Annotated in this window: 17 protein-coding genes; 5 read left to right on the forward strand and 12 right to left on the reverse strand. The window is 62.3% G+C overall.

Annotated elements, in window-relative coordinates:
* Positions 1-25: 25 nt before the first annotated feature.
* The 6 genes from aroB to pilM all read right to left on the reverse strand — a co-directional run bounded on the left by aroB (position 26) and on the right by pilM (position 6,166).
* Positions 26-1,111 carry a 3-dehydroquinate synthase family protein gene (aroB, locus tag OH764_RS15665; protein WP_498847389.1) on the reverse strand — a complete coding sequence of 362 codons (1,086 nt, stop codon included), beginning with the start codon at positions 1,109-1,111 and terminating at the stop codon, positions 26-28.
* A complete protein-coding gene (locus OH764_RS15670; RefSeq protein ID WP_498847390.1) occupies positions 1,111-1,662 on the reverse strand; it encodes a shikimate kinase in 552 nt (183 codons plus the stop codon). Before OH764_RS15670 ends, aroB begins: the two co-directional genes overlap by 1 nt.
* Before the next feature lie 106 nt (positions 1,663-1,768).
* On the reverse strand, positions 1,769-3,484 hold the full coding sequence (locus OH764_RS15675) for a type IV pilus secretin PilQ (protein WP_498847391.1): 1,716 nt from the start codon (positions 3,482-3,484) through the stop codon (positions 1,769-1,771).
* Positions 3,481-4,428 (reverse strand): hypothetical protein, encoded by a 948-nt coding sequence (locus tag OH764_RS15680; protein WP_498847392.1) that lies wholly within the window; start codon positions 4,426-4,428, stop codon positions 3,481-3,483. Before OH764_RS15680 ends, OH764_RS15675 begins: the two co-directional genes overlap by 4 nt.
* Positions 4,425-5,177: a PilN family protein gene (locus OH764_RS15685; protein WP_498847393.1), complete on the reverse strand. Its 753-nt coding sequence runs from the start codon at positions 5,175-5,177 to the stop codon at positions 4,425-4,427. The genes OH764_RS15680 and OH764_RS15685 overlap by 4 nt, the downstream gene beginning before the upstream one ends.
* Positions 5,174-6,166, reverse strand: a complete 993-nt coding sequence (pilM, locus tag OH764_RS15690) for a type IV pilus biogenesis protein PilM (protein ID WP_498847394.1) — start codon at positions 6,164-6,166, stop codon at positions 5,174-5,176. The genes OH764_RS15685 and pilM overlap by 4 nt, the downstream gene beginning before the upstream one ends.
* 254 nt (positions 6,167-6,420) lie before the next feature.
* On the opposite strand from pilM, the gene OH764_RS15695 reads away from it, so the two are divergent.
* Positions 6,421-8,805: a penicillin-binding protein 1A gene (locus OH764_RS15695; RefSeq protein ID WP_498847395.1), complete on the forward strand. Its 2,385-nt coding sequence runs from the start codon at positions 6,421-6,423 to the stop codon at positions 8,803-8,805.
* 95 nt (positions 8,806-8,900) lie between these two features.
* Here the strand turns inward: OH764_RS15695 and cyaY are convergent, their stop codons facing one another.
* Positions 8,901-9,218: an iron donor protein CyaY gene (gene cyaY, locus OH764_RS15700; protein WP_020070599.1), complete on the reverse strand. Its 318-nt coding sequence runs from the start codon at positions 9,216-9,218 to the stop codon at positions 8,901-8,903.
* Positions 9,219-9,253: 35 nt separating this feature from the next.
* Between cyaY and OH764_RS15705 the strand changes: the two genes are divergently transcribed.
* Both OH764_RS15705 and lysA read left to right on the forward strand, forming a co-directional pair.
* A complete protein-coding gene (locus OH764_RS15705; RefSeq protein ID WP_110405661.1) occupies positions 9,254-9,610 on the forward strand; it encodes a lipoprotein in 357 nt (118 codons plus the stop codon).
* Positions 9,611-9,619: 9 nt separating this feature from the next.
* Entirely contained in the window at positions 9,620-10,882 is a 1,263-nt protein-coding gene (gene lysA / locus OH764_RS15710; RefSeq protein ID WP_498847396.1) for a diaminopimelate decarboxylase family protein, read from the forward strand.
* A gap of 85 nt (positions 10,883-10,967) precedes the next feature.
* Here lysA and msrQ read toward each other — a convergent pair whose 3' ends face one another.
* The 5 genes from msrQ to OH764_RS15735 all read right to left on the reverse strand — a co-directional run bounded on the left by msrQ (position 10,968) and on the right by OH764_RS15735 (position 17,044).
* Complete coding sequence (msrQ, locus tag OH764_RS15715) at positions 10,968-11,669, reverse strand: protein-methionine-sulfoxide reductase heme-binding subunit MsrQ (RefSeq protein WP_498847397.1); 702 nt, start codon at positions 11,667-11,669, stop codon at positions 10,968-10,970.
* 11 nt (positions 11,670-11,680) lie between these two features.
* A complete protein-coding gene (gene msrP / locus OH764_RS15720) occupies positions 11,681-12,676 on the reverse strand; it encodes a protein-methionine-sulfoxide reductase catalytic subunit MsrP (protein ID WP_498848840.1) in 996 nt (331 codons plus the stop codon).
* Positions 12,677-12,859: 183 nt separating this feature from the next.
* Positions 12,860-14,071, reverse strand: coding sequence for a cytochrome c biogenesis protein (gene ccsB, locus OH764_RS15725; protein ID WP_498847398.1), 1,212 nt, complete (start codon positions 14,069-14,071; stop codon positions 12,860-12,862).
* Between the two features lie 4 nt (positions 14,072-14,075).
* Positions 14,076-16,274, reverse strand: a complete 2,199-nt coding sequence (locus OH764_RS15730; protein ID WP_498847399.1) for a cytochrome c biogenesis protein ResB — start codon at positions 16,272-16,274, stop codon at positions 14,076-14,078.
* A gap of 116 nt (positions 16,275-16,390) precedes the next feature.
* Positions 16,391-17,044 carry a c-type cytochrome gene (locus OH764_RS15735; protein WP_088176469.1) on the reverse strand — a complete coding sequence of 218 codons (654 nt, stop codon included), beginning with the start codon at positions 17,042-17,044 and terminating at the stop codon, positions 16,391-16,393.
* A gap of 216 nt (positions 17,045-17,260) precedes the next feature.
* On the opposite strand from OH764_RS15735, the gene yihA reads away from it, so the two are divergent.
* Positions 17,261-17,914 (forward strand): GTP-binding protein, encoded by a 654-nt coding sequence (yihA, locus tag OH764_RS15740; protein WP_498847400.1) that lies wholly within the window; start codon positions 17,261-17,263, stop codon positions 17,912-17,914.
* A gap of 264 nt (positions 17,915-18,178) precedes the next feature.
* Entirely contained in the window at positions 18,179-19,177 is a 999-nt protein-coding gene (gene hemB / locus OH764_RS15745; RefSeq protein ID WP_498847401.1) for a porphobilinogen synthase, read from the forward strand.
* Positions 19,178-19,310 lie beyond the last annotated feature (133 nt).

Here is a 19,310-nt window from a genome sequence, read left to right on the forward strand (position 1 = left end):
GGCGCCTCGCTGCCAAAGCCGGCCGTCAGACGGCGGCGGCCAGCGTGGCGTGCACCTCGGCGTCGGGCGCCTGGGTGATGAGCGTCTCACCGAAACGCTTCAGCAGAATGAATTTGATTGCGCCGGCTTCCGCTTTCTTATCGACTCGCATCAGTTCGACATAGCGCGACTCGCCGAGCGCCGGCGCGCGGGTGGGCAAATGTGCGGCGACGATGACGTCGACGAGTCGCTTGCGCGACGCTTCGTCCAGATAGCCGAGGCGCACCGACAGGTCCGCAGCCATCACCATTCCGCAGCCGACCGCCTCGCCATGCAGCCACTCGCCGTAGCCGAGTCCGGCTTCGATCGCGTGGCCAAAGGTATGGCCGAAATTGAGAATGGCGCGCAGTCCGCCTTCGCGCTCGTCCTGCGCGACCACGGACGCCTTGATCTCGCACGAGCGCTTGACCGCTTCGGCGAGCGCATCCGGCTCGCAGCGATTCAAAGCCTCGACATTGGCTTCGATCCAGCGGAAAAAACCGGCGTCTGCAATAGCGCCGGTCTTGATGACCTCGGCCACGCCCGCCGCCAGTTCGCGCGCGGGCAGCGTGCGCAGCGCGCCGATGTCGGCGATCACGGCCTGCGGCTGATAGAACGCGCCGATCATGTTCTTGCCGAGCGGATGATTGATACCGGTCTTGCCGCCCACCGACGAATCCACCTGCGAAAGCAACGTGGTCGGCACCTGAATGAACGGCACGCCGCGCATGTAGCAGGCAGCCGCGAAGCCCGTCATGTCGCCGATCACGCCGCCGCCTAACGCGATCAGCGTGGTCTTGCGGTCGGCGCGCGAGCCGAGCAGCGCGTCGAAGATCAGGTTCAGCGTTTCGAGGTTCTTGTGGGCCTCGCCATCCGGCAACACGACAGTGGACACCTGCTTGCCGAGCGGCGCGAGCGAGGCGCGCAACCTGTCGCCATAAAGCGGATCGACGGTGGTATTGGTGACGATCGTGACCGAGTTGCCAGCGATGTGCGGCGCGAACAGCGCGGTCTGGCCGATCAGGTCGGCACCGATATGAATGGGGTAGGCGCGTTCGCCCAGTTCGACATTGACGGTAATCATACGGCCCATTATGACGCAGGATGTTTGGCGACGCCGGCCATCTCGAGCTGCATCAGAACCATATTGACGAGTCCGTTGACGGAAGGCCGGCCGGTTTCAATCACGAAATGCGCGCACTCGCGGTAGAGCGGATCGCGTACTTCGTAGAGCGCTTCGAGGCGCGCTTTGGGGTCTTCCGTCTGCAGAAGCGGGCGATTTTTGTCGCGCCGGGTCCGCAGCCACAGATCGTGCGGATTGGCGCGCAAGTAGATCACCACGCCCCGGCTTTGCAGCGCCTGCCGGTTTTCCGGCCGCAGCACCGCGCCGCCGCCGGTCGCGAGTACGATTCTGTCGCGCCCGGTGAGCTCGGAAATCACGCTCGCCTCACGCTCGCGAAAGCCGGCTTCGCCCTCCAGCTCGAAGATCACAGGAATGCGCGCGCCCGTGCGCGCTTCGATTTCATGGTCTGAATCGAAAAACGGGCGATCGAGACGGCGCGCAATGGCCCGGCCCACGGTGGTTTTTCCTGCCCCCATGAGCCCTACAAAAAATACATTGGCGTGTGCGTCCCGCGCTTGCAACGGTGTCCTCTGGCTAATCCGGTATGGTTCGTGCCGCAGCTTACTGGCAAAGCGGCTGCCTTGTCGAGCCTGCGCGGCGCCGCGTTGGAACGGCGGCAGCGTGCCCCTAATTCGTCTGAACGACGCGCGGCGTGATGAAAACTGCCAGTTCGCTGCGCTGGTCGCGATGAGCCCGATGGCGGAAAAGCGCACCTAGAATCGGTATTTTGCCCAGGAGCGGCACCCGAGTCACATCGTCCCGGCCGTCGGTCGCGTAAATTCCTCCAATCGACACCGTACCACCGTCTTCCACTTCGACCCGAGTCTGCACGTGCTTCGTGTTGATTGCAGGCCCGGCGTCGGTCTGTTCGCCGACGCTGTCCTTGGCAACATCCAGGTCCAGCACGACGCGGCCGTCCGGCATAATCTGCGGCTCGACTTCGAGCTTCAGCGTGGCGCGGCGAAATTGCACACCCGACACGCCCTGCCCGACTTTGGCCTGATAAGGCAACTCGGTGCCTTGTTCGACCACGGCCTTCATCCTGTCGGCGGTAACGACGCGCGGACTGGAGACGATTTCCCCGCGCCCCTCGGCCTCCAACGCGCTCAGCTCGACGTTCAGAAGCCGCGTCGCGCCCGCCGCGAACAGCGTCAAGCCGGCCGTCGCCGCGTCGAAACCCGCAATCGGGCGGGCAGACAGATCGTAGACGAGACCGTCCTTGCCGCCGCTCAAACCACGCGTGGTGCCGTCGGCGTTCGTACCGGCCATAGATAGCCGCACGCCGAGATTGCGAGAAAAACCATACTCACCTTCGACGATGCGCGCCTCGATCAGCACCTGGCGCGTCGGTCGGTCGACGGAAGCAAGCAGTGCGGCGATCTGCGCGAGGCGCCCCTCCAGATCCGTGACGAACAGTAGATTGGTGCGCGGATCGGCGGTCACCGCGCCGCGTTTGGATAACACCCGCTGGTTGCCCGAGCCGGTCAGCAGGCGTCGCACGTCCTCGGCGCGCGCGTAGTGCAGCTCGAACGTGCGGCTTGCGAGCGGCTCGAGATCCGCAGTCCTCGCATGCGCCTCGAAGCGCTGCCGTTCGCGCGCGGCCAGATCTGCGATCGGCGCAACCCAGACCACGTTGCCGCGGCGCTCCATGGCGAGACCGTTGACGTCGAGCAGCGTGTCGAACGCGACCCGCCACGGAACCTTGTCCAGTCGCAGCGAAACGGCCCCGCGCACTCTCTCGCTCGCGACGATGTTCAAGCCGGTGAACTGTGCGAACGCGTTCAGCACGGCGCCGAGTTCGGCGCGCTGAAAGTTGAGCGAGATCGGCTTGTCGTCGGCGGCAAGCGACGCGTCGGCAGCGGTTTTCGGAGCGCCGCTCAGACGCGCGAGCGGAGGCAATGGCACCGGCGGGCCTTCGAGCGCCGACGCGCTCGCGCCGGCATGGCTGGCGGCGGCAGGTTGCCGGCCGAGAGGCACTGAGCCATCGGCGTCGTCCATTGCATCGTCTGTGTGGCTTTGCCCGGCCTCCGTCGGCGTGCGTGAGACGGCGGTGGCATCCGCGGAATCCTCGCGGAACGGGTTCGGTGTTTCGGAGGCTGAACCGCTAGGCAGCGGCGGCGCATTGTATGGCGAGTCGGACGATGCCACCGCATCGTCGAGCGGCATGTAGGCAGGCAACGGAGGCAGCGATGGAATCGCGGCACCTGCCGCGCCGGTGGTTAGCGCCGCGCCGAGAGACAAGGTCACCCAAAGACCCACACGGACGCAGGCACGAACACTTAAGACTCCAGCAACACCGATAGATGCATGCCGGTCGCCGCGAAATAGCTCCGTTGTGCTCATGACGAGGCCTCCGCGAGCTCGAGCGTCCGCGTTGCAGCGCCTTTGGCGAGCGTGATGCCGAACGTGTCGAAGCGCGTGACGCGCTCGTCGCCGATCTGCTGGCCGGACGCGACAGTGGTCGCGCCCTCGGGCGTATCGAACAATGCGAGACCGTGGGCGCGATCGTGCAGCAATCCGACAAGACGTAGTTGCGGCTGTCCGGGCAAATCGATAGTCGCCTGCATTTGCGCGGGCGAGAAGGGATCGAAGAACACCACATCTTCTTCGTCATCCGAATCAAGGCTCGCGTCGGCAAGCTCCTGCGTCGTGAGGCTGGCAGACGCCGGGCGTAAACCGCTGTACACGCGCAGTGCCGCACTCACCGAAAGCGCAGACCCGTCGCGCTTGATGACGACATCGACGGGAACCATCAGTACCGGCAGTTCGATCAGTCCGCGCATGAACGACATCAGGTGAATGAAGTCGGTGCGCGCGGCAAGCTGAAGGGGACGCTCGCTCTGAGCGCCCGTACCGCTCGCGGCGCCGGGCTCGACCGCCAATAACGCCACGCCGTTCTGCGCGGCGAGTTCTGAGACGACGCGCACGTCATCGGCCGAAGTCCATTGCTTCGACGCACGCGAAGCAGCGACTATGGCAGCGGGGGCGAACTCTGCCGCGGCGGCTTCGCGACGCAGCGACGGCAATTGCGCAAGCGCTCGCCTTGCGTCGGCCAGATGCTCCGCGCTTGCAAGTAGCGCCGCGCGGCTCGCTGCCAGACGCCCCAGATCGGCCACAATCCAGCCGTGCGCCCCAAGGCTGAACACGACGAGCGCAATCAACAACGCAATTGCCCAGCGACGACGCGGGCTCCACGTATGTAGCGGCGCGCGCAGACGCCTGAGCGCATACGACAGCGACACTCGTGGCCGCGGCACGCCGCTGAATCCGGCAAATGTCGTACTCATTTCGAACCTCCAATGTGCTCGGCTTTTGCTTTTTGCGATGCCGCGACGCCAACACGTTTGTCCGCCACATTCGCAGCGCCCTCCCAATGCAGGCGAGCGCCAAACTCAAACGCAGCGGCTGCTCCTGCGCTTGCATTCGCTCCTGGACTCACATGCGGCGACGAGCGATGCGACTCGCGCATTTCCGCACCCGTAACACCGGGAATTCCACCGAGACGCTTAAGCCACTGCGCAGAATCGATATGCGCTCGAGAGGTCGCCACCAGTTCCGTCTCGTGCTCGCGCTGGCGAAGTTGCTGCAATAAAACGCCGTCGCCGGGTTCGAAACTCAGCGCGTCCAGCAGGTCGCGCAGATACGTGAGCGGCTCGGACAAACGCTTCGCGCGAGCGGCCTTGTCGCGCTGCTCGTCGCGCGCCTGTAGCAGGCGCCCATGCTCGGCGAGCGGCGCGGCGAGTTGCGCAAGCGATTGCTCGATAGAAGCACGCTGTGACTCGAGCCGCGCCTTTTCTATCGCCTGATATCCGGCTAGCGCGAAGACCGCTGCACAACCGGCCAACGCTGCAATCGCCAATGTCAGCAGACATCGCCGACGCGCGAGCCGGGCCTTGCGTTGTCGATGAGGCAGCAGATTGAAACCGCCGAGCCATGGCTTGACAGGACGAACGGCGCGCCGCCCGCGCATGTCGCGCCCGACATGAAGTTGCGCCGCTGCGTTAAAGCGGCCTGCATCGAAAACTGAGGCGCTCATTCGAACACCCCGCGCAACGCGAGTCCGAACGCGACGGCGCCTGCCGCTTCATGCAGAAGCGGATCGTTCAATTGACGTGCTACCGAGCCCAGCGCCGCGCACTCGAACGGCAGGACCGTGCAGCCCAGGATGTCTGCGATATCCGCGATCGAGAAGCCAACGCCCTCCAGCAGTTCCACCTCACCGCTCACGAGCGCGCAGTCGAGCATCGGACCATGCGCGAGGTCGCGCAACGCGTCTGCGAGATCCGAATGTTCCGGCGCGGGGTAGTGCATCTCGGCTGCGATAGTGTCGTCGACGAGACGCCAGCCATGCACGCCGTCGTTGCCGATCCATAACGCGACATACGGTTCGTGCGGATCGAGTTCGTGACTCGCCGCATAGCGCATGGCCCTCAGCGCAGCATGCGGTTCGCCGTCGATCGCTGTGAGTGAAATGCCCGCGGCAGCTGCGCATTCGATCCGCGCTTCGAGATGTTGGCGCCCGGTCGCGGCAATCGTCACGGAACGAGCGAGCGAGGACCTCTCGTCGACGAACCAGTCGACGGCCAGCGCGTGACGCTCGAGTCCTGCGATGCGCTCCACTTCGTTCATGACCGCAGGTTCGACTTCGCCGAGTTCGTGCCCGCCGTCTTCCGCGCAACCGCTTTGCATCGCGAGCCGCGCGAGCGGCACAGTGGCGGTCAACGTTGCTGATGCGGGCACGGCCATCGCGCATCGCAACGCCTGTGTCGCGCACGAGTGAGGCATATCGGCGAACGCGTCGCGCAACGCGCGAGCGACCGACTGCCGGTCAGCGATCTCGTTGCCGGCCATCGCATTCGCGGGAAGCGGCACTGTGCACGCATACTCGATCTGCATCGAAGCGCATGCGCGTGCACGCTGACTCACTACGACGAGCCGCACGTTTTGCGAACCCACGTCGATACCTGCAGCGAAACGCTGCACTCCTGCCTGCACGGCTTCAAGCCATGAATTTCTTAACGTCATCACGCCCTCCCTGAGACTCACGCGGCGAACCATTCGAGCGCGAGTAGCGAGGGAGAATTGTGCGTAAGCACGCCGCTGGGCGACACTCAGCCAAACGGCCAACGTTGAAGAGCGGCCGCCCCGACGTTCGTCAAAGCAGCTACAGTAAAGCCTCATTTCACGCGGTGCAGAGACTTGTAAAGAACTGTCGGTAAGCACGCCGAAAGCTGAAAAGCGGGGCGGCTATAATCGCGGGACTGTTTTTTGGTGCCTATATGCAATCCACGTCTCCGCCGCCCGCGCCGCAGAAGCGCAAACGCCCGTTGTGGCTCAAGCTGCTGCTGGGCTTTTTCGGGTTGATCGTCGCGGGCATTGTGTGCGTGCTGCTGGTGGTCGGCTATGCGCTCGTCGTGGCCACGCCCAACCTGCCCTCGCTTGACGCGCTCACCGACTACCGGCCGAAAGTGCCGCTGCGCATCTACACCGCCGACCACGTGCTGATCGGCGAGTTCGGCGAAGAACGGCGCGACATCGTCCGCATTCAGGAGGTGCCCGATAGCCTGAAGAAAGCCGTGCTTGCAATTGAAGACGCGCGCTTTTACGACCATGGCGGTGTGGACCTGACCGGTATCGCTCGCGCCGGCATCGTCGCGCTGACCAATGGCCATGCGACGCAAGGTGCAAGCACGATCACGATGCAGGTCGCGCGCAACTTCTTCCTTTCGAGCGAGAAGACCTATACACGCAAGATTTACGAGATGCTGCTCGCCTACAAGATCGAGTCGAAGCTTTCGAAAGATCAGATTCTCGAGGTCTACATGAATCAGATCTATCTCGGTCAGCGCGCGTACGGTTTCGCGAGCGCGGCGCGCGTGTACTTCGGCAAGGACATGAAAGATCTGACGCTGGCGGAGTCCGCCATGCTGGCGGGCTTGCCGAAAGCGCCGTCCGCGTATAACCCGGTGGTGAATCCGAAGCGCGCGAAGGTACGTCAGGAGTACATTCTTCAGCGCATGTACGAGTTGCATTACATCAACCAGCAGCAGTACGACGAAGCGAGCCGTCAGGCTCTTGTCGTAAAGGGCGCTGGCAAGGAATTCAGCGTGCACGCCGAGTACGTTGCGGAAATGGTGCGGCAGATGATGTACGCGCAATACCGAGAGGAAGCGTACACGCGCGGTCTGAACGTAGTCACGACGATCGACTCCGCGGATCAGGACGTCGCCTACCGCGCATTGCGCAAAGGCTTGATGGACTATGAGCGGCGCCACGGCTATCGAGGACCGGAAGCGTTCATCAATCTGCCGTCCGACGCGGACGACCGCGAGCAGGCCATCGACGACGCATTGCTCGAACATCCGGACAACGGCGAAATCATTGCGGCCGTCGTGACGGAGGCGAGCCCGAAGCAGGTGCAGGCGACGTTCATCGACGGCAATGTGGCGACCGTTCAGGGCGACGGCCTGCGCTTTGCACAGTTTGCATTGAGCGCGCGCGCTCAGCCGAACCAGCGCGTGCGGCCGGGCGCGATCGTTCGCCTCGTCAAGAACGACGACGGTCAGTGGGCAATCACGCAACTGCCGCAAGTAGAAGGTGCGTTTGTTTCCGTGGTGCCGCAAGACGGTGCGATTCGCGCGCTCGTCGGTGGCTTCGACTTCAACAAGAACAAGTTCAACCATGTCACGCAGGCATGGCGTCAGCCGGGCTCGAGTTTCAAGCCGTTCATTTATTCGGCTTCGCTTGAAAAAGGGCTTGGACCGGCAACCGTGATCAACGACGCGCCGCTATTTTTCAGCGCAGCGGAGACGGGCGGCCAGGCGTGGGAACCGAAGAATTACGGCGGCGGCTTCGACGGCCCGATGACCATGCGGACCGCGTTGCAGAAGTCCAAGAATCTGGTGTCGATTCGCATCCTCAACCACATTGGTACGAAGTATGCGCAGCAGTACATCACGCGCTTCGGGTTCGATGCGGACCGTCACCCGGCTTACTTGCCCATGGCGCTGGGCGCGGGTCTCGTCACGCCGCTGCAAATGGCGGGTGCATTCTCGGTATTCGCAAACGGCGGCTACCGGATCAACCCGTATCTGATTGCTGAAGTTACCGATCCGCGCGGCGTCGTAGTCGCGCATGCGCAACCGCTCGTCGCCGAGCAAAGCGCGCCGCACGCCATTGAACCGCGCAACGCCTATGTGATGAACAGCCTGTTGCAGAGCGTCGCGCAGCGAGGCACCGGCGCCAAGTCGAACGCGCTCAAGCGCACGGACCTCGGCGGCAAGACGGGTACGACGAACGATTCGCGCGACGCGTGGTTCGCCGGTTATCAGCACACGCTCACCGCCATCGCGTGGATCGGCTACGACAATCCTCGCAGCCTCGGCGACAAGGAGACCGGCGGCGGCCTCGCGTTGCCGGTCTGGATTGAGTACATGGGACGCGCGCTCAAAGGCGTGCCGGAGTACAAGATGCCGATGCCCGACGGAGTGACCGAGGTCGGCTCGGAACTGTATTTCGACGAGTTCACGCCAGGCCACGGTTTCGTTGGGACGGTCGGCATCAGTCAGGCGGCACTCGACGAAGCAAGCGCCGCGTCCGCCGCACCGGGACAAGTCGGCGAGCAGGAGAAGCAGGACATCATGAATCTGTTCCGCGCGCACTAACCCAGCGCCCTGAACGCCGCAAAAAAAAAGCCGCCGCGCAGTTCCCGCGCGTCGGCTTTTTGTTTTGTTAAGCGTCTAACCACTCGATGCTGGGTTCACGCCTCGAAATGCACCGGCTCGCCGGCCTGCTCCGTCGCGTACTCGGACAGCGCCGCGAAAAACTCGTTGCCGCTGCGCGTGTCGCGCCACTCGCCATCGACAAAACGATAGTGGAAACCGCCCGCTTTCGCGGCTATCCAGATCTCGCTCATCGGCGGTTGCAGATTCACGATGATCTTCGAGCGATTCGCGAATTCGAGGGTCAGCACATTGCCGCTGCGCTCGAGTTCGATGTCGGCCTCGGTGTCGTCCAGCGCGCGCTCGATGGCGGCTAGCGCGGCCTCTGCACGGGTCAGGTAATCACTATCGGACATGCTAAACTCCATCGATTATTTATTCAGGGACAGTCATGCGAGTCGTATCTCGGATGCGCGCGGCGGCGCCCGGCCGCGCGATTGTAGCGGGTTTAGCCATTCTCGCAGGTTGCGCACTCGGTGGCTCGCTCGCCGGCTGCGGACAACGCGGTTCGCTCTATTTGCCTACCGTGCCACCTTTGCCGGCCAAGCCCATCGACCGCACACAGCCGCCGTCTCCTGACGAAGTACAACCCGGCGCCGAAACCGCGTCCGACGCAGACTCCATTCCTGACACTTCCGGCACGCCGCTCTCGCTCGCGCCCGCGAACGAACTGTCGGCGTCTCCTTCATCCGCTGGTTCCGCTGCTTCGGCTTCGCAGCCCGCTTCCGCCGCTACTCCCGTTCAATAAGACCTCCGCATGACTCGACCTGCATTTGACTACGTCAACGGCGTGCTTCACGTCGAAGGCGTGTCCGCCGTTTCGCTCGCCGAACAGTTCGGCACGCCGCTTTATGTGTACTCCCGGGCCGCGCTCACCGACGCGTGGAACGCGTACGCAGGCGCGTGCGCCGGCCGTCGCGCGAGCGTGCACGTGGCTGTAAAGGCCAATAGCAATCTCGCGGTGCTGAACGTGTTCGCGCGTCTCGGCGCGGGCTTCGACATCGTGTCGGGCGGCGAACTGGCCCGCGTGCTGGCGGCCGGCGGCAAAGCGGAAAACACGGTGTTTTCCGGCGTCGGCAAACACACGAGTGAAATGCGCGAGGCGCTCGCGGCGGGTGTGAAGTGCTTCAATGTCGAATCCATTCCGGAACTCGATCGCCTGAACACGGTGGCCGGGGAAATGGGCAAAAAGGCGCCCGTCTCGCTGCGCGTGAATCCCGACGTCGATGCGAAGACGCATCCCTACATCTCCACTGGGCTGAAGTCGAACAAGTTCGGCGTCGCGTTTGAAGATGCGCGCGCCACGTATCAGGCGGCCGCAGCCATGGCGAACCTTGAGGTTGTCGGCATCGACTGCCATATCGGCTCGCAGATAACCGAGATCGCGCCTTATCTGGACGCGGTCGACAAGCTTCTGGACCTGGTCGAACTGATCGAGAAAGACGGCATTGCGATTCGTCATATCGACGTGGGCGGCGGCCTCGGCATCACCTACGACGACGAAACACCGCCGGACATCGGCGAGTTCGTACGCACGGTGCTCGATCGCATCGAGGCGCGGGGTCACGGCCACCGCGAGGTGTATTTCGAGCCGGGCCGCTCGCTAGTTGGCAATGCGGGCGTGCTGCTCACGCGCGTCGAATTTCTGAAGCCGGGCGCTGAGAAGAATTTCGCCATTGTGGACGCGGCTATGACCGAACTCGCCCGCCCGGCAATGTACGAGGCGTACCACGCTATCGACGCCGTTGTTGAGCGCGACGTCCCCGCTCATGTGTACGACATCGTGGGACCGGTGTGCGAAAGCGGCGACTGGCTGGGGCGCGAACGGCTGCTCTCCGTCGAGCCCGGCGATCTGCTCGTGATTCGCTCGGCAGGCGCCTACGGCTTCGTGATGAGTTCCAACTACAACACCCGCCCGCGCGCAGCGGAGGTGATGGTTGATGGTACACAAGCGCATGTAGTTAGGGCGAGAGAAGAAGTCCAGCAGCTCTTCGCGGGCGAGACGGTTTTGCCGGCGTAACCAGCGCCGCAAGTCCGCTTCAAATGAAAAAGGCGATGCCATTGCGGCATCGCCTTTTTTTATTAGCGCTCACGCTCGCGCGCAGTCAGCGCGGCTTCAACTTGCGCCGCTCGCGAAGCCACACAATCAGGCGCCAACCCAGCAGCGCCAACATGATCGCGCCGTAGATTTTCGGCAGGATCAGGTCGTGCTTGCCCGCTTTCATCGACCAGAAGTGCAAGATCGCCAGCGCGCCGATCGCGTAGATCGCGCGGTGCAACGTCTGCCAGCGGCGGCCGAGCTTGCGCACCATCGCGCGCGGCGACGTCGCGGCCAATGCGATCAGCAACACGAACGCTGCAAAGCCCACAGTAATGAACGGCCGCTTGCCGATGTCCTTGACGATCTCCGCCACGTCGAACCATTTGTCAAACCAGAGATACGTCGTGAAATGCAGTGTTGCGTAGAAAAATGCGTATAGCCCGAGCATGCGGCGAAACCGCACGAACGCCGCGATGCCTGTGAGCCGGCGCAGTGGCGTCACAGCCAGCGTGATGCAGAGGAACACGAGCGTCCACAGGCCCGTTGAGCGCGTGATGAACTCGATCGGGTTCGCGCCGAGCCGGTCGGTCACGCCGAACAACACGATCCGCGCCAGCGGATACCACGCCGCGATGAACACCGCGATTTTCGCGGGCACGACCCAGCGCGAGCCAGCGGCGGGACGCTTTGCCGATGCCGTGGCAGGTGCATTGGCTCGCGGCGCGCTGCGCCCGGTATGAGTGACAGATTGGGTATCAGAAGCCATCGTCATGTCGCTCAAAAGTTCTTCTTCAGGTCCATGCCCTGATAAAGAGACGCCACCTGATCCCCGTAGCCGTTGAACAGCAGCGTCTTGCGCTTGGGCGTGAAAAAGCCGTCTTCGCCGATGCGCCGCTCAGTCGCCTGACTCCAGCGCGGATGGTCGACATTCGGGTTCACGTTCGAATAAAAACCGTACTCGCTCGACGCATAGGTGTTCCAGCTCGTCGCAGGCTGTTTCTCGACAAAGCGGATTTTCACCAGCGACTTCGCGCTCTTGAAGCCGTATTTCCACGGCACCACCACGCGAACCGGCGCGCCGTTCTGGTTCGGCAGCACCTGACCGTACACACCCATGGTGAGCAGCGTGAGCGGATTCATCGCCTCGTCCATACGCAAGCCTTCGGAGTATGGCCAGTCGAGTATCGGCGTGGAGAGTCCCGGCATCTGCGACGGGTCGGCCAACGTAATGAACTGAACATATTTCGCGTTGCCGGTCGGCTGCACGCGCTTGATCAGCTCGGCGAGCGGCACGCCGATCCACGGGATCACCATCGACCAGCCTTCGACGCAACGCAGCCGATACACGCGCTCCTCGAGCGGCGCGAGCTTGAGCAGTTCGTCGATGTCGTAGACCTTCGGGTTTTTGATCTCGCCTTCGACACTGACCTTCCACGGCCGAGGCCGCAATGTTCCAGCGTTATGTGCCGGATCGGACTTGTCGGTACCGAACTCGTAGTAGTTGTTGTACGTGGTGATGTCCTTGAACGGCGTGATCTTGTCCAGCGCGACGAACGTCGCGTTCGTTTTGGCCGCCAGTTTCTGCGCTTTCGGGTCGGTCGAGGTGTAGGCCGCCAGCGCTTCGCCGTTCACGGCGATCAGACCGCCGAGCGCCAACGCGCCTGCGGCCTGCAGCACGCGCCGCCGGTTCTCGAAAATGTGCTGCGGCGTGATTTCGCTGCGAGCGATATCGTCGCCGGTAAGTTGAATTCTGTCGCTTCGCTTGATCCACATCATGCTGCTCCTTGCCGGCCGCCGCTTTAGACATCTAACGGGGCCAGGGTGATGATCGCTCGTCGGGCCATCCATGCGTACTCACATGACGAACACATTTGGCGTGCAAATATTCCGCCGGCCATAAAAAAACCGCCGGTGCGAAACACGCGGCGGTTCTTTGTCGGTTGGGAACAGCGGAAATTACAGTTTGCCGTAACTATGCAAGCCCGACAGGAACATGTTCACGCCAAGGAACGCAAAGGTCGTGACGAGCAGGCCGGTCAGCGCCCACCACGCGGCGACCGCGCCGCGCAAGCCTTTCATCAAGCGCATATGCAGCCAGGCTGCGTAGTTCAGCCAGACGATCAGCGCCCACGTTTCCTTGGGGTCCCAGCTCCAGTAGCCGCCCCACGCTTCCGCCGCCCACAGCGCGCCGAGAATCGTCGCAATCGTGAAGAACGCGAAGCCGACGGCAATCGACTTGTACATGACGTCGTCGAGCACTTCGAGCGCCGGCAGGCGGTCGGCCAACATGCCGCGCTCCTTTGCCAGATAAGCGACTGCGACCATTGCCGACAACGCAAAGCTACCGTACCCGATGAAGTTCGCGGGCACGTGGATCTTCATCCACCAGCTTTGCAGCGCCGGAACGAGCGGCTGGATCTGCTGCGCGTCGCGCGCGACCGAATACCACATCAGGAAACCGACAGCGGCGCTGATCACGAGCAGCACGAACGCACCGAGCGCGCGCGTGTTGTAGTGCTGTTCATAGTAGAGATAGAACAGCGCGGTGATCAGGCTGAACAGCACGAAGACTTCGTACAGGTTCGAAATGGGAATATGGCCGACGTCCGCGCCGATCAGATACGACTCGTACCAGCGCACCATCAGACCGACGAAGCCCATCAGCACGGCGGCCCAGGTCATTTTCGAGCCGATCGCGGCGCCGGTGGGCGAGCGCGAGAGCAAGCCGATCCAGTAGAAAACGGTGGCGAACACGAAAAGCGCGCTCATCCACAGAATCGCGGACTGGCTCGACAGGAAATACTTCAGGAAGAAGGCATTGTCGGCCCGGCTCAGATCGCCGTGATAGATCTGGATGGCCAGCAGCGACAGTGCCGCAATGCCCACCATCAGCGGACGCACGGGCTTCCAGCGCCAGCCGAGCACGACGAAGACCGGCACCGCGCACACCAGCACCAGTTTGTCGTAGTAATTCATGTACGGGTAATAGCGCGACAGCGCGAACCCGGCGCCCGCGACCATGGCGAGGGCGAATAGCCAGTCGACGATGCCAAGCCGTTTCAGGAACGGCCGCTCGTCATATTGGGCAGCGTTGAACGCTTCGTCCGCAGACGCCTTGGCGGGTCGGGCGGATGACGGGGAAGATGAGGAAACCTGAGTCAAGTCCATGGTATTACCGGGTCGAATCTTGTGAGCTTGCGGACGGCGTGCCGGCGGTGCCGGACGATGCATCGGTGAGCTTCGCGCCCAACGCGGCGCCGACCGCGTCGCGCGTCTGAACAAATTCTTTTTCGAAGTCGAGCGTTTTGCGCGCGCTCGACATGGCCATCACGACATTGGTGCCCTGCTCAGTATCTTTGAGCCAGAACCACAGGCGCCGTTCGCGGACGTAGAACATCGAAAAGATGCCCAACACGAGAAGCAGGCTGCCAAGATACACGACTTTTTTGCCGGGCGCGCGCGTCAGCTGAAATACCGAGGCTTGCACCTGCTTGAAGGAGTCGAGCTGCAAGTAGACCGGCGATCCATACAGAAAGCTGTCGGATATCGCATTGATCGAGCTTTGTACGAAGCGGCTCGAATCCGCGTTGGCCTGCGCTTCTGGCTCACCGACTTGCTGGCGCGACAGTTGCCAAAGGTCCCACATCGAGCCTTCGAGCATGCGCAGCAAGAGGCCTGCAGCCTTTTCCTGCTCGCCTTTCGGCACCGAATGGTCGATAAATCCGGCGATGGCCTGGAAGCCGCCGACTGGCTGGCCGTTCGGCATTTTGACGGAGTTGTCAGCGCCAGCAAAAAGGGTCAGCACGCGCAGTGCGCTCTCTTCCAGGTGCTGCTGCAATTCCGTGTTCGCTTCGGGCACCGAGCGCTGGGCGAAGCGGTGAGCGGCTTGCGCGCGCATTCCGGGGTTCTCGAGCGTTGCGCGCAGGTTCATCCAATCCTTGACGGTTCCGCCGCTGTCGGCGGGAATGCGCAGATAGCGGAACGGATCGTCGGGATTGAGGCGCATGCCGGCAAGGAAGAATCGTTCCCCGGCAACCGCCACCGGCAGCATGTAGTTGTTGTATTCGCGCGCCTGGCCGTCCTTATCGCGTACCTTGTACTGCACCGACGGGCCGACGTTATGCAGGTCGAGCGGCTTGGACGTCTTCGCGCCCGAGCCGAGCCGCTCGTCGAATGCTTCTTTCAACGAGCGATGGGCGGCGACGCCACGGGCGTCTGTCTGGCCGCTGCCATTGGAAATGTTCTCTACGTTGATCGCGCGGAAGTCGGTGAACTCGACGGTCTGCCCGTCGGCAAGCGACGTGGCCGAACTCAACGGCGCATTGCCTCCGATCGTGCCGCCGAAAGGCGCGGTTTTCGCGCTTGGGCCTGTCATCGGATAGGCCGTCATCTGCATTTGCGAGCCGCCGTCCTGGAAGCTCGATTGATAGATCGACACGCCGTCGTATTCGAACGGCTTATTCACCTCGATACGAGCCGGCACGCGCGCGCCGGTCTTGTGATCTACCACGACGATGTCGCTAGCGAACAGCTTCGGCATGCCCGTCGAATAATAATCGACGATGAATTTTTGCAACTCGATCGAAAACGGCAGGTCCTGGATCAGCGAGCCGTCCGGCTGGTTGAGGATCGCGGTGGACACGTGCTGCCCTTCCGGCACCCATGCGTATCCGCGGAACGTCGGATTTGATTGCGACAGGCGATGCTCCGGCGGGATGTCATTGATTACGGTGTTCGCGCGGATCGGCGATTTGTCGAACAGCCACATTTGCAGTTTGATCGGCAGATTGCTGTCGAGCAGGCCGCCAAGGCAAATCACCACGATCGCAATGTGCGCGGAGATGTAGCCGAGTTTGGTCAACGCGCCGCGCTTGGCCGCGATCAGCGTGGCGCCGTCCGACTCGCGCGTGACGAACTTGTAGCCGAGCTTGGCGGACAGTCTGGCGAGCACTGCCGACGTCTGGGCACGCGTGCCGTGCACCGCGAACTCGCCCTTGTGATGGAACGCGCGGAGGCTGGCTTCGCGGACCTTGTCTTTCCAGCTCTTTGTGTCGGCGATCATTTTCGGCGCGTTGCGGATCACGCACAGCGACACCGACACCATCAGAAAGCCGAGAATCAGCATGAACCACCACGAGCTGTAAACCGTGTAAAGGCTTAGCGCGCGGAAGATATCGGCCCAGAACGGCCCGAACTGGTTGACGTAATTGGGATAGGGATCGTCCTGCGTAAGGACGGTGCCGATAATGCTGGCGATCGACAGGATCACGAGCAGCGCAATGGCGAAACGCATCGAACTCAATACTTCGACAACGCTGCGCACAATGCGATTGCTCGACTTCGACTGCAAACCCGACGTGGTGACGCTCATTCATACTCCGACTGAACAGCAAAAAAGGGTGAAGGGCGACCGTTGACACGACGCCCCCACCCTTTTCTTGTTTTTTACCGGCCTCGGCGGGCCGGTTGCAATTGCGCGCGAACCTCTTAGTGCAGGCCCGCGATGTAATCGGCCACAGCTTTGATCTCGCTGTCCGACAGACGCGATGCGACAGCATGCATCGCCTCGTTGTTGTTGCGCGCTCCGGGGCCCTGCGTGAACGCGTTCAGCTGCGCCACCGTGTATTCAGCCCATTGGCCGGACAAGCGCGGATATTGCGACGGAATACCCTGACCCGTAGGCCCGTGACAACTCGCACAGGCCGGCACGCCCTTGTCCGCGATGCCGCCTCGATAAATCTTCTGCCCGAGCGGCACCGTGTCCTTGTTGTGCGCGTAACCGGGCTTTGGAGCCTGCGCCGCGAAGTAGGCCGCGACGTTGACCATATCCTGGTCGGAGAGCGCGGCCGCCATAGCCGTCATGATCGCATTGTTACGCGCGGGCTGCTTGGCGCCGGGCTGCGGCTTGAAATCCTTGAGTTGCTTGACGAGATAGTCGGGATGCTGGCCCGCCAGTTTTGGGTATGCGCCGCCGGCACTGTTGCCGTCTGCGCCGTGACATGACGCGCAAACTTGCACTGCGATTGCCTGCCCCCGATTGACGTCCGGCTTTGCCGGATCTGCTGCTCGTGCCTGAATTGCCAAACTTGAAAGACCTGCTGCTACATGAAAAACCATCAGAGCCTTGCACAGTCGATTCATTCGCACACCCTGTCTCGTCTTGTGGATTTTAGAGGTTTTGCACAATACGACGGCGACCCGAGTGACCGCCAGGAGCCGCCGAGGCACGCGGGCTGGCCCCCTCAGGTTTTCAGTAAACCATCGTATTGTACAATAACTCGCTAATCGCTAAGACGCCAGTCGGGCTTGACCCGTCCCCACTCCGGGTTCCCCGGCGTCTCGAAATCTGGCCTGATCATGTCCTTCCTGCTCCACCAATCCCGCTTTTTCACGACCGTCAATCACCTTCGTGATCTGCCGGCCACCGCTCAGCCCGAGATTGCTTTTGCCGGGCGCTCGAATGCAGGCAAGTCGACGGCCATCAATATCCTGTGCAATCAGAAGCGGCTCGCGTTCGCGAGTAAGACACCGGGACGCACGCAGCACATCAATTACTTTTCCGTCGGCAAGGCGGACGAACCCACGGCCCATCTTGTGGATCTGCCCGGATACGGCTATGCGGAGGTGCCTGGCGCAGCCAAGGCTCATTGGGAGGCGTTGCTTTCCACGTACCTGCAATCGCGTTCGCAATTGCGCGGCATGATCCTCATGATGGACTCGCGCCGGCCGCTGACCGATCTGGATCGGCGAATGATCGAGTGGTTTGCTCCGACCGGAAAGCCGATCCACGCGCTGCTCACAAAATGCGACAAATTGACGCGTCAGGAAAGCGTGAATGCGTTGCGCGCGACACAGAAGGGTTTTGACGAATATCGTGCCGCGGGCTACCAGGGCGAGCTGACGGCGCAACTCTTCTCGGCGCTCAAGCGGGTAGGTATCGACGAAGCTCACGAACTGATTGAAAGCTGGCTGATCCCCGAAACGAAGGGCACGACCGACGCCGCACAGTAACCTCGCGGTGTGTTTGCTGAAAGCCTGAACGCGCCCTTTTCGCCGCCCATAAAAAAACCCGCCGCTTTAACGGCGGGTCAAACAGCCTAATCGAAAAACGACAGGCACCCGCTCAGGGAGGAGAAGCGGGGAGGTCAGCGCCAAGCGCCTTGCTCGATCGGTATGATATACCATTGTCTTGAAAAGTTTCCGTGAGCGGGCGTCGGCTCCCGAGCACCTCTCCGGGTACTGTCCTACGTCAAGACATCCACGATCTTCAATTCCATGAGCTTCTACCCGCACTATCGTCCTCGCCGCATGCGCCGCGACGACTTCTCGCGCCGCCTGATGCGCGAGAACATCCTCACCACCAACGATCTGATTTACCCCGTCTTTGTAGTCGAAGGCACCAACGTGCGGCAAGCCGTGCCGTCGATGCCTGGCGTCGAGCGGGTTTCGGTCGACTTGCTGATGAAAGTCGCTGAGCAATGCGTCGAGCTCGGCGTGCCGGTGCTGTCGCTGTTTCCGGCGATCGAACCGTCGCTTAAGACGCCCGATGGCCGCGAAGCCACCAACGCCGCGGGTCTGATCCCGCGCGCGGTTCGCGAGCTGAAGAAGCACTTCCCGGATCTGGGCGTTCTCACCGACGTCGCGCTGGATCCGTACACAAGCCACGGCCAGGACGGCGTACTCGACGAAAACGGCTACGTGATCAACGATGAGACCGTCGACATCCTGATCGAACAGGCACGGGCGCAGGCTGAAGCCGGCGTCGATATCGTTGCGCCCTCGGACATGATGGATGGCCGCATTGGCGCCATCCGCGAAATGCTCGAAAGCGAGGACTATGTCCACACGCGGATCATGGCTTATGCAGCCAAGTTCGCGTCCGCGTTCTACGGCCCATTCCGCGACGCCGTGGGCTCCGCGACAAACCTCGGCAAAAGCAACAAGATGACGTACCAGATGGACCCCGCCAACTCCAACGAGGCGTTGCGCGAGGTGCAAGCGGACATCAACGAAGGCGCGGACATGGTCATGGTCAAGCCGGGCATGCCGTACCTGGATATCGTGCGCCGGGTGAAGGACGAGTTCCAGTTCCCGACTTACGTCTATCAGGTCAGCGGCGAATACGCGATGCTGAAGGCAGCAGCTCAGAACGGCTGGCTGGACCACGACAAGGCGATGATGGAATCGCTGCTCGCCTTCAAGCGCGCGGGCGCGGACGGCATTCTGACGTATTTCGCGCTGGATGCAGCGCGGATTCTTCGCTCGCAGAAGTAGGTTGCGCCGCGCTTGGCGGCAGCTAGCTCGTCTGGCTCGCTCGTAACGGCCTGAGTCAATTCATGTGCGGGTTCAGCAAGGGCAAGAACGTAAAACGGAGGCGGACTTTTTGGTCACGCCTCCGTTTTTTATA

The organism is Burkholderia sp. M6-3, from assembly GCF_050858985.1.
Taxonomy (GTDB): domain Bacteria; phylum Pseudomonadota; class Gammaproteobacteria; order Burkholderiales; family Burkholderiaceae; genus Paraburkholderia; species Paraburkholderia caledonica.

What these genes read in the sequence shown, in the direction of transcription:
- aroB (WP_498847389.1), bottom strand. Translation starts at nt 1,111, where the DNA reads ATGGGCCGTATGATTACCGTCAATGTCGAACTGGGCGAACGCGCCTAC.
- OH764_RS15675 (WP_498847391.1), bottom strand. Translation starts at nt 3,484, where the DNA reads ATGAGCACAACGGAGCTATTTCGCGGCGACCGGCATGCATCTATCGGT.
- OH764_RS15680 (WP_498847392.1), bottom strand. Translation starts at nt 4,428, where the DNA reads ATGAGTACGACATTTGCCGGATTCAGCGGCGTGCCGCGGCCACGAGTG.
- OH764_RS15685 (WP_498847393.1), bottom strand. Translation starts at nt 5,177, where the DNA reads ATGAGCGCCTCAGTTTTCGATGCAGGCCGCTTTAACGCAGCGGCGCAA.
- pilM (WP_498847394.1), bottom strand. Translation starts at nt 6,166, where the DNA reads ATGACGTTAAGAAATTCATGGCTTGAAGCCGTGCAGGCAGGAGTGCAG.
- OH764_RS15695 (WP_498847395.1), top strand. Translation starts at nt 6,421, where the DNA reads ATGCAATCCACGTCTCCGCCGCCCGCGCCGCAGAAGCGCAAACGCCCG.
- cyaY (WP_020070599.1), bottom strand. Translation starts at nt 9,218, where the DNA reads ATGTCCGATAGTGATTACCTGACCCGTGCAGAGGCCGCGCTAGCCGCC.
- OH764_RS15705 (WP_110405661.1), top strand. Translation starts at nt 9,254, where the DNA reads ATGCGAGTCGTATCTCGGATGCGCGCGGCGGCGCCCGGCCGCGCGATT.
- lysA (WP_498847396.1), top strand. Translation starts at nt 9,620, where the DNA reads ATGACTCGACCTGCATTTGACTACGTCAACGGCGTGCTTCACGTCGAA.
- msrQ (WP_498847397.1), bottom strand. Translation starts at nt 11,669, where the DNA reads ATGGCTTCTGATACCCAATCTGTCACTCATACCGGGCGCAGCGCGCCG.
- msrP (WP_498848840.1), bottom strand. Translation starts at nt 12,676, where the DNA reads ATGTGGATCAAGCGAAGCGACAGAATTCAACTTACCGGCGACGATATC.
- ccsB (WP_498847398.1), bottom strand. Translation starts at nt 14,071, where the DNA reads ATGGACTTGACTCAGGTTTCCTCATCTTCCCCGTCATCCGCCCGACCC.
- OH764_RS15730 (WP_498847399.1), bottom strand. Translation starts at nt 16,274, where the DNA reads ATGAGCGTCACCACGTCGGGTTTGCAGTCGAAGTCGAGCAATCGCATT.
- OH764_RS15735 (WP_088176469.1), bottom strand. Translation starts at nt 17,044, where the DNA reads ATGAATCGACTGTGCAAGGCTCTGATGGTTTTTCATGTAGCAGCAGGT.
- yihA (WP_498847400.1), top strand. Translation starts at nt 17,261, where the DNA reads ATGTCCTTCCTGCTCCACCAATCCCGCTTTTTCACGACCGTCAATCAC.
- hemB (WP_498847401.1), top strand. Translation starts at nt 18,179, where the DNA reads ATGAGCTTCTACCCGCACTATCGTCCTCGCCGCATGCGCCGCGACGAC.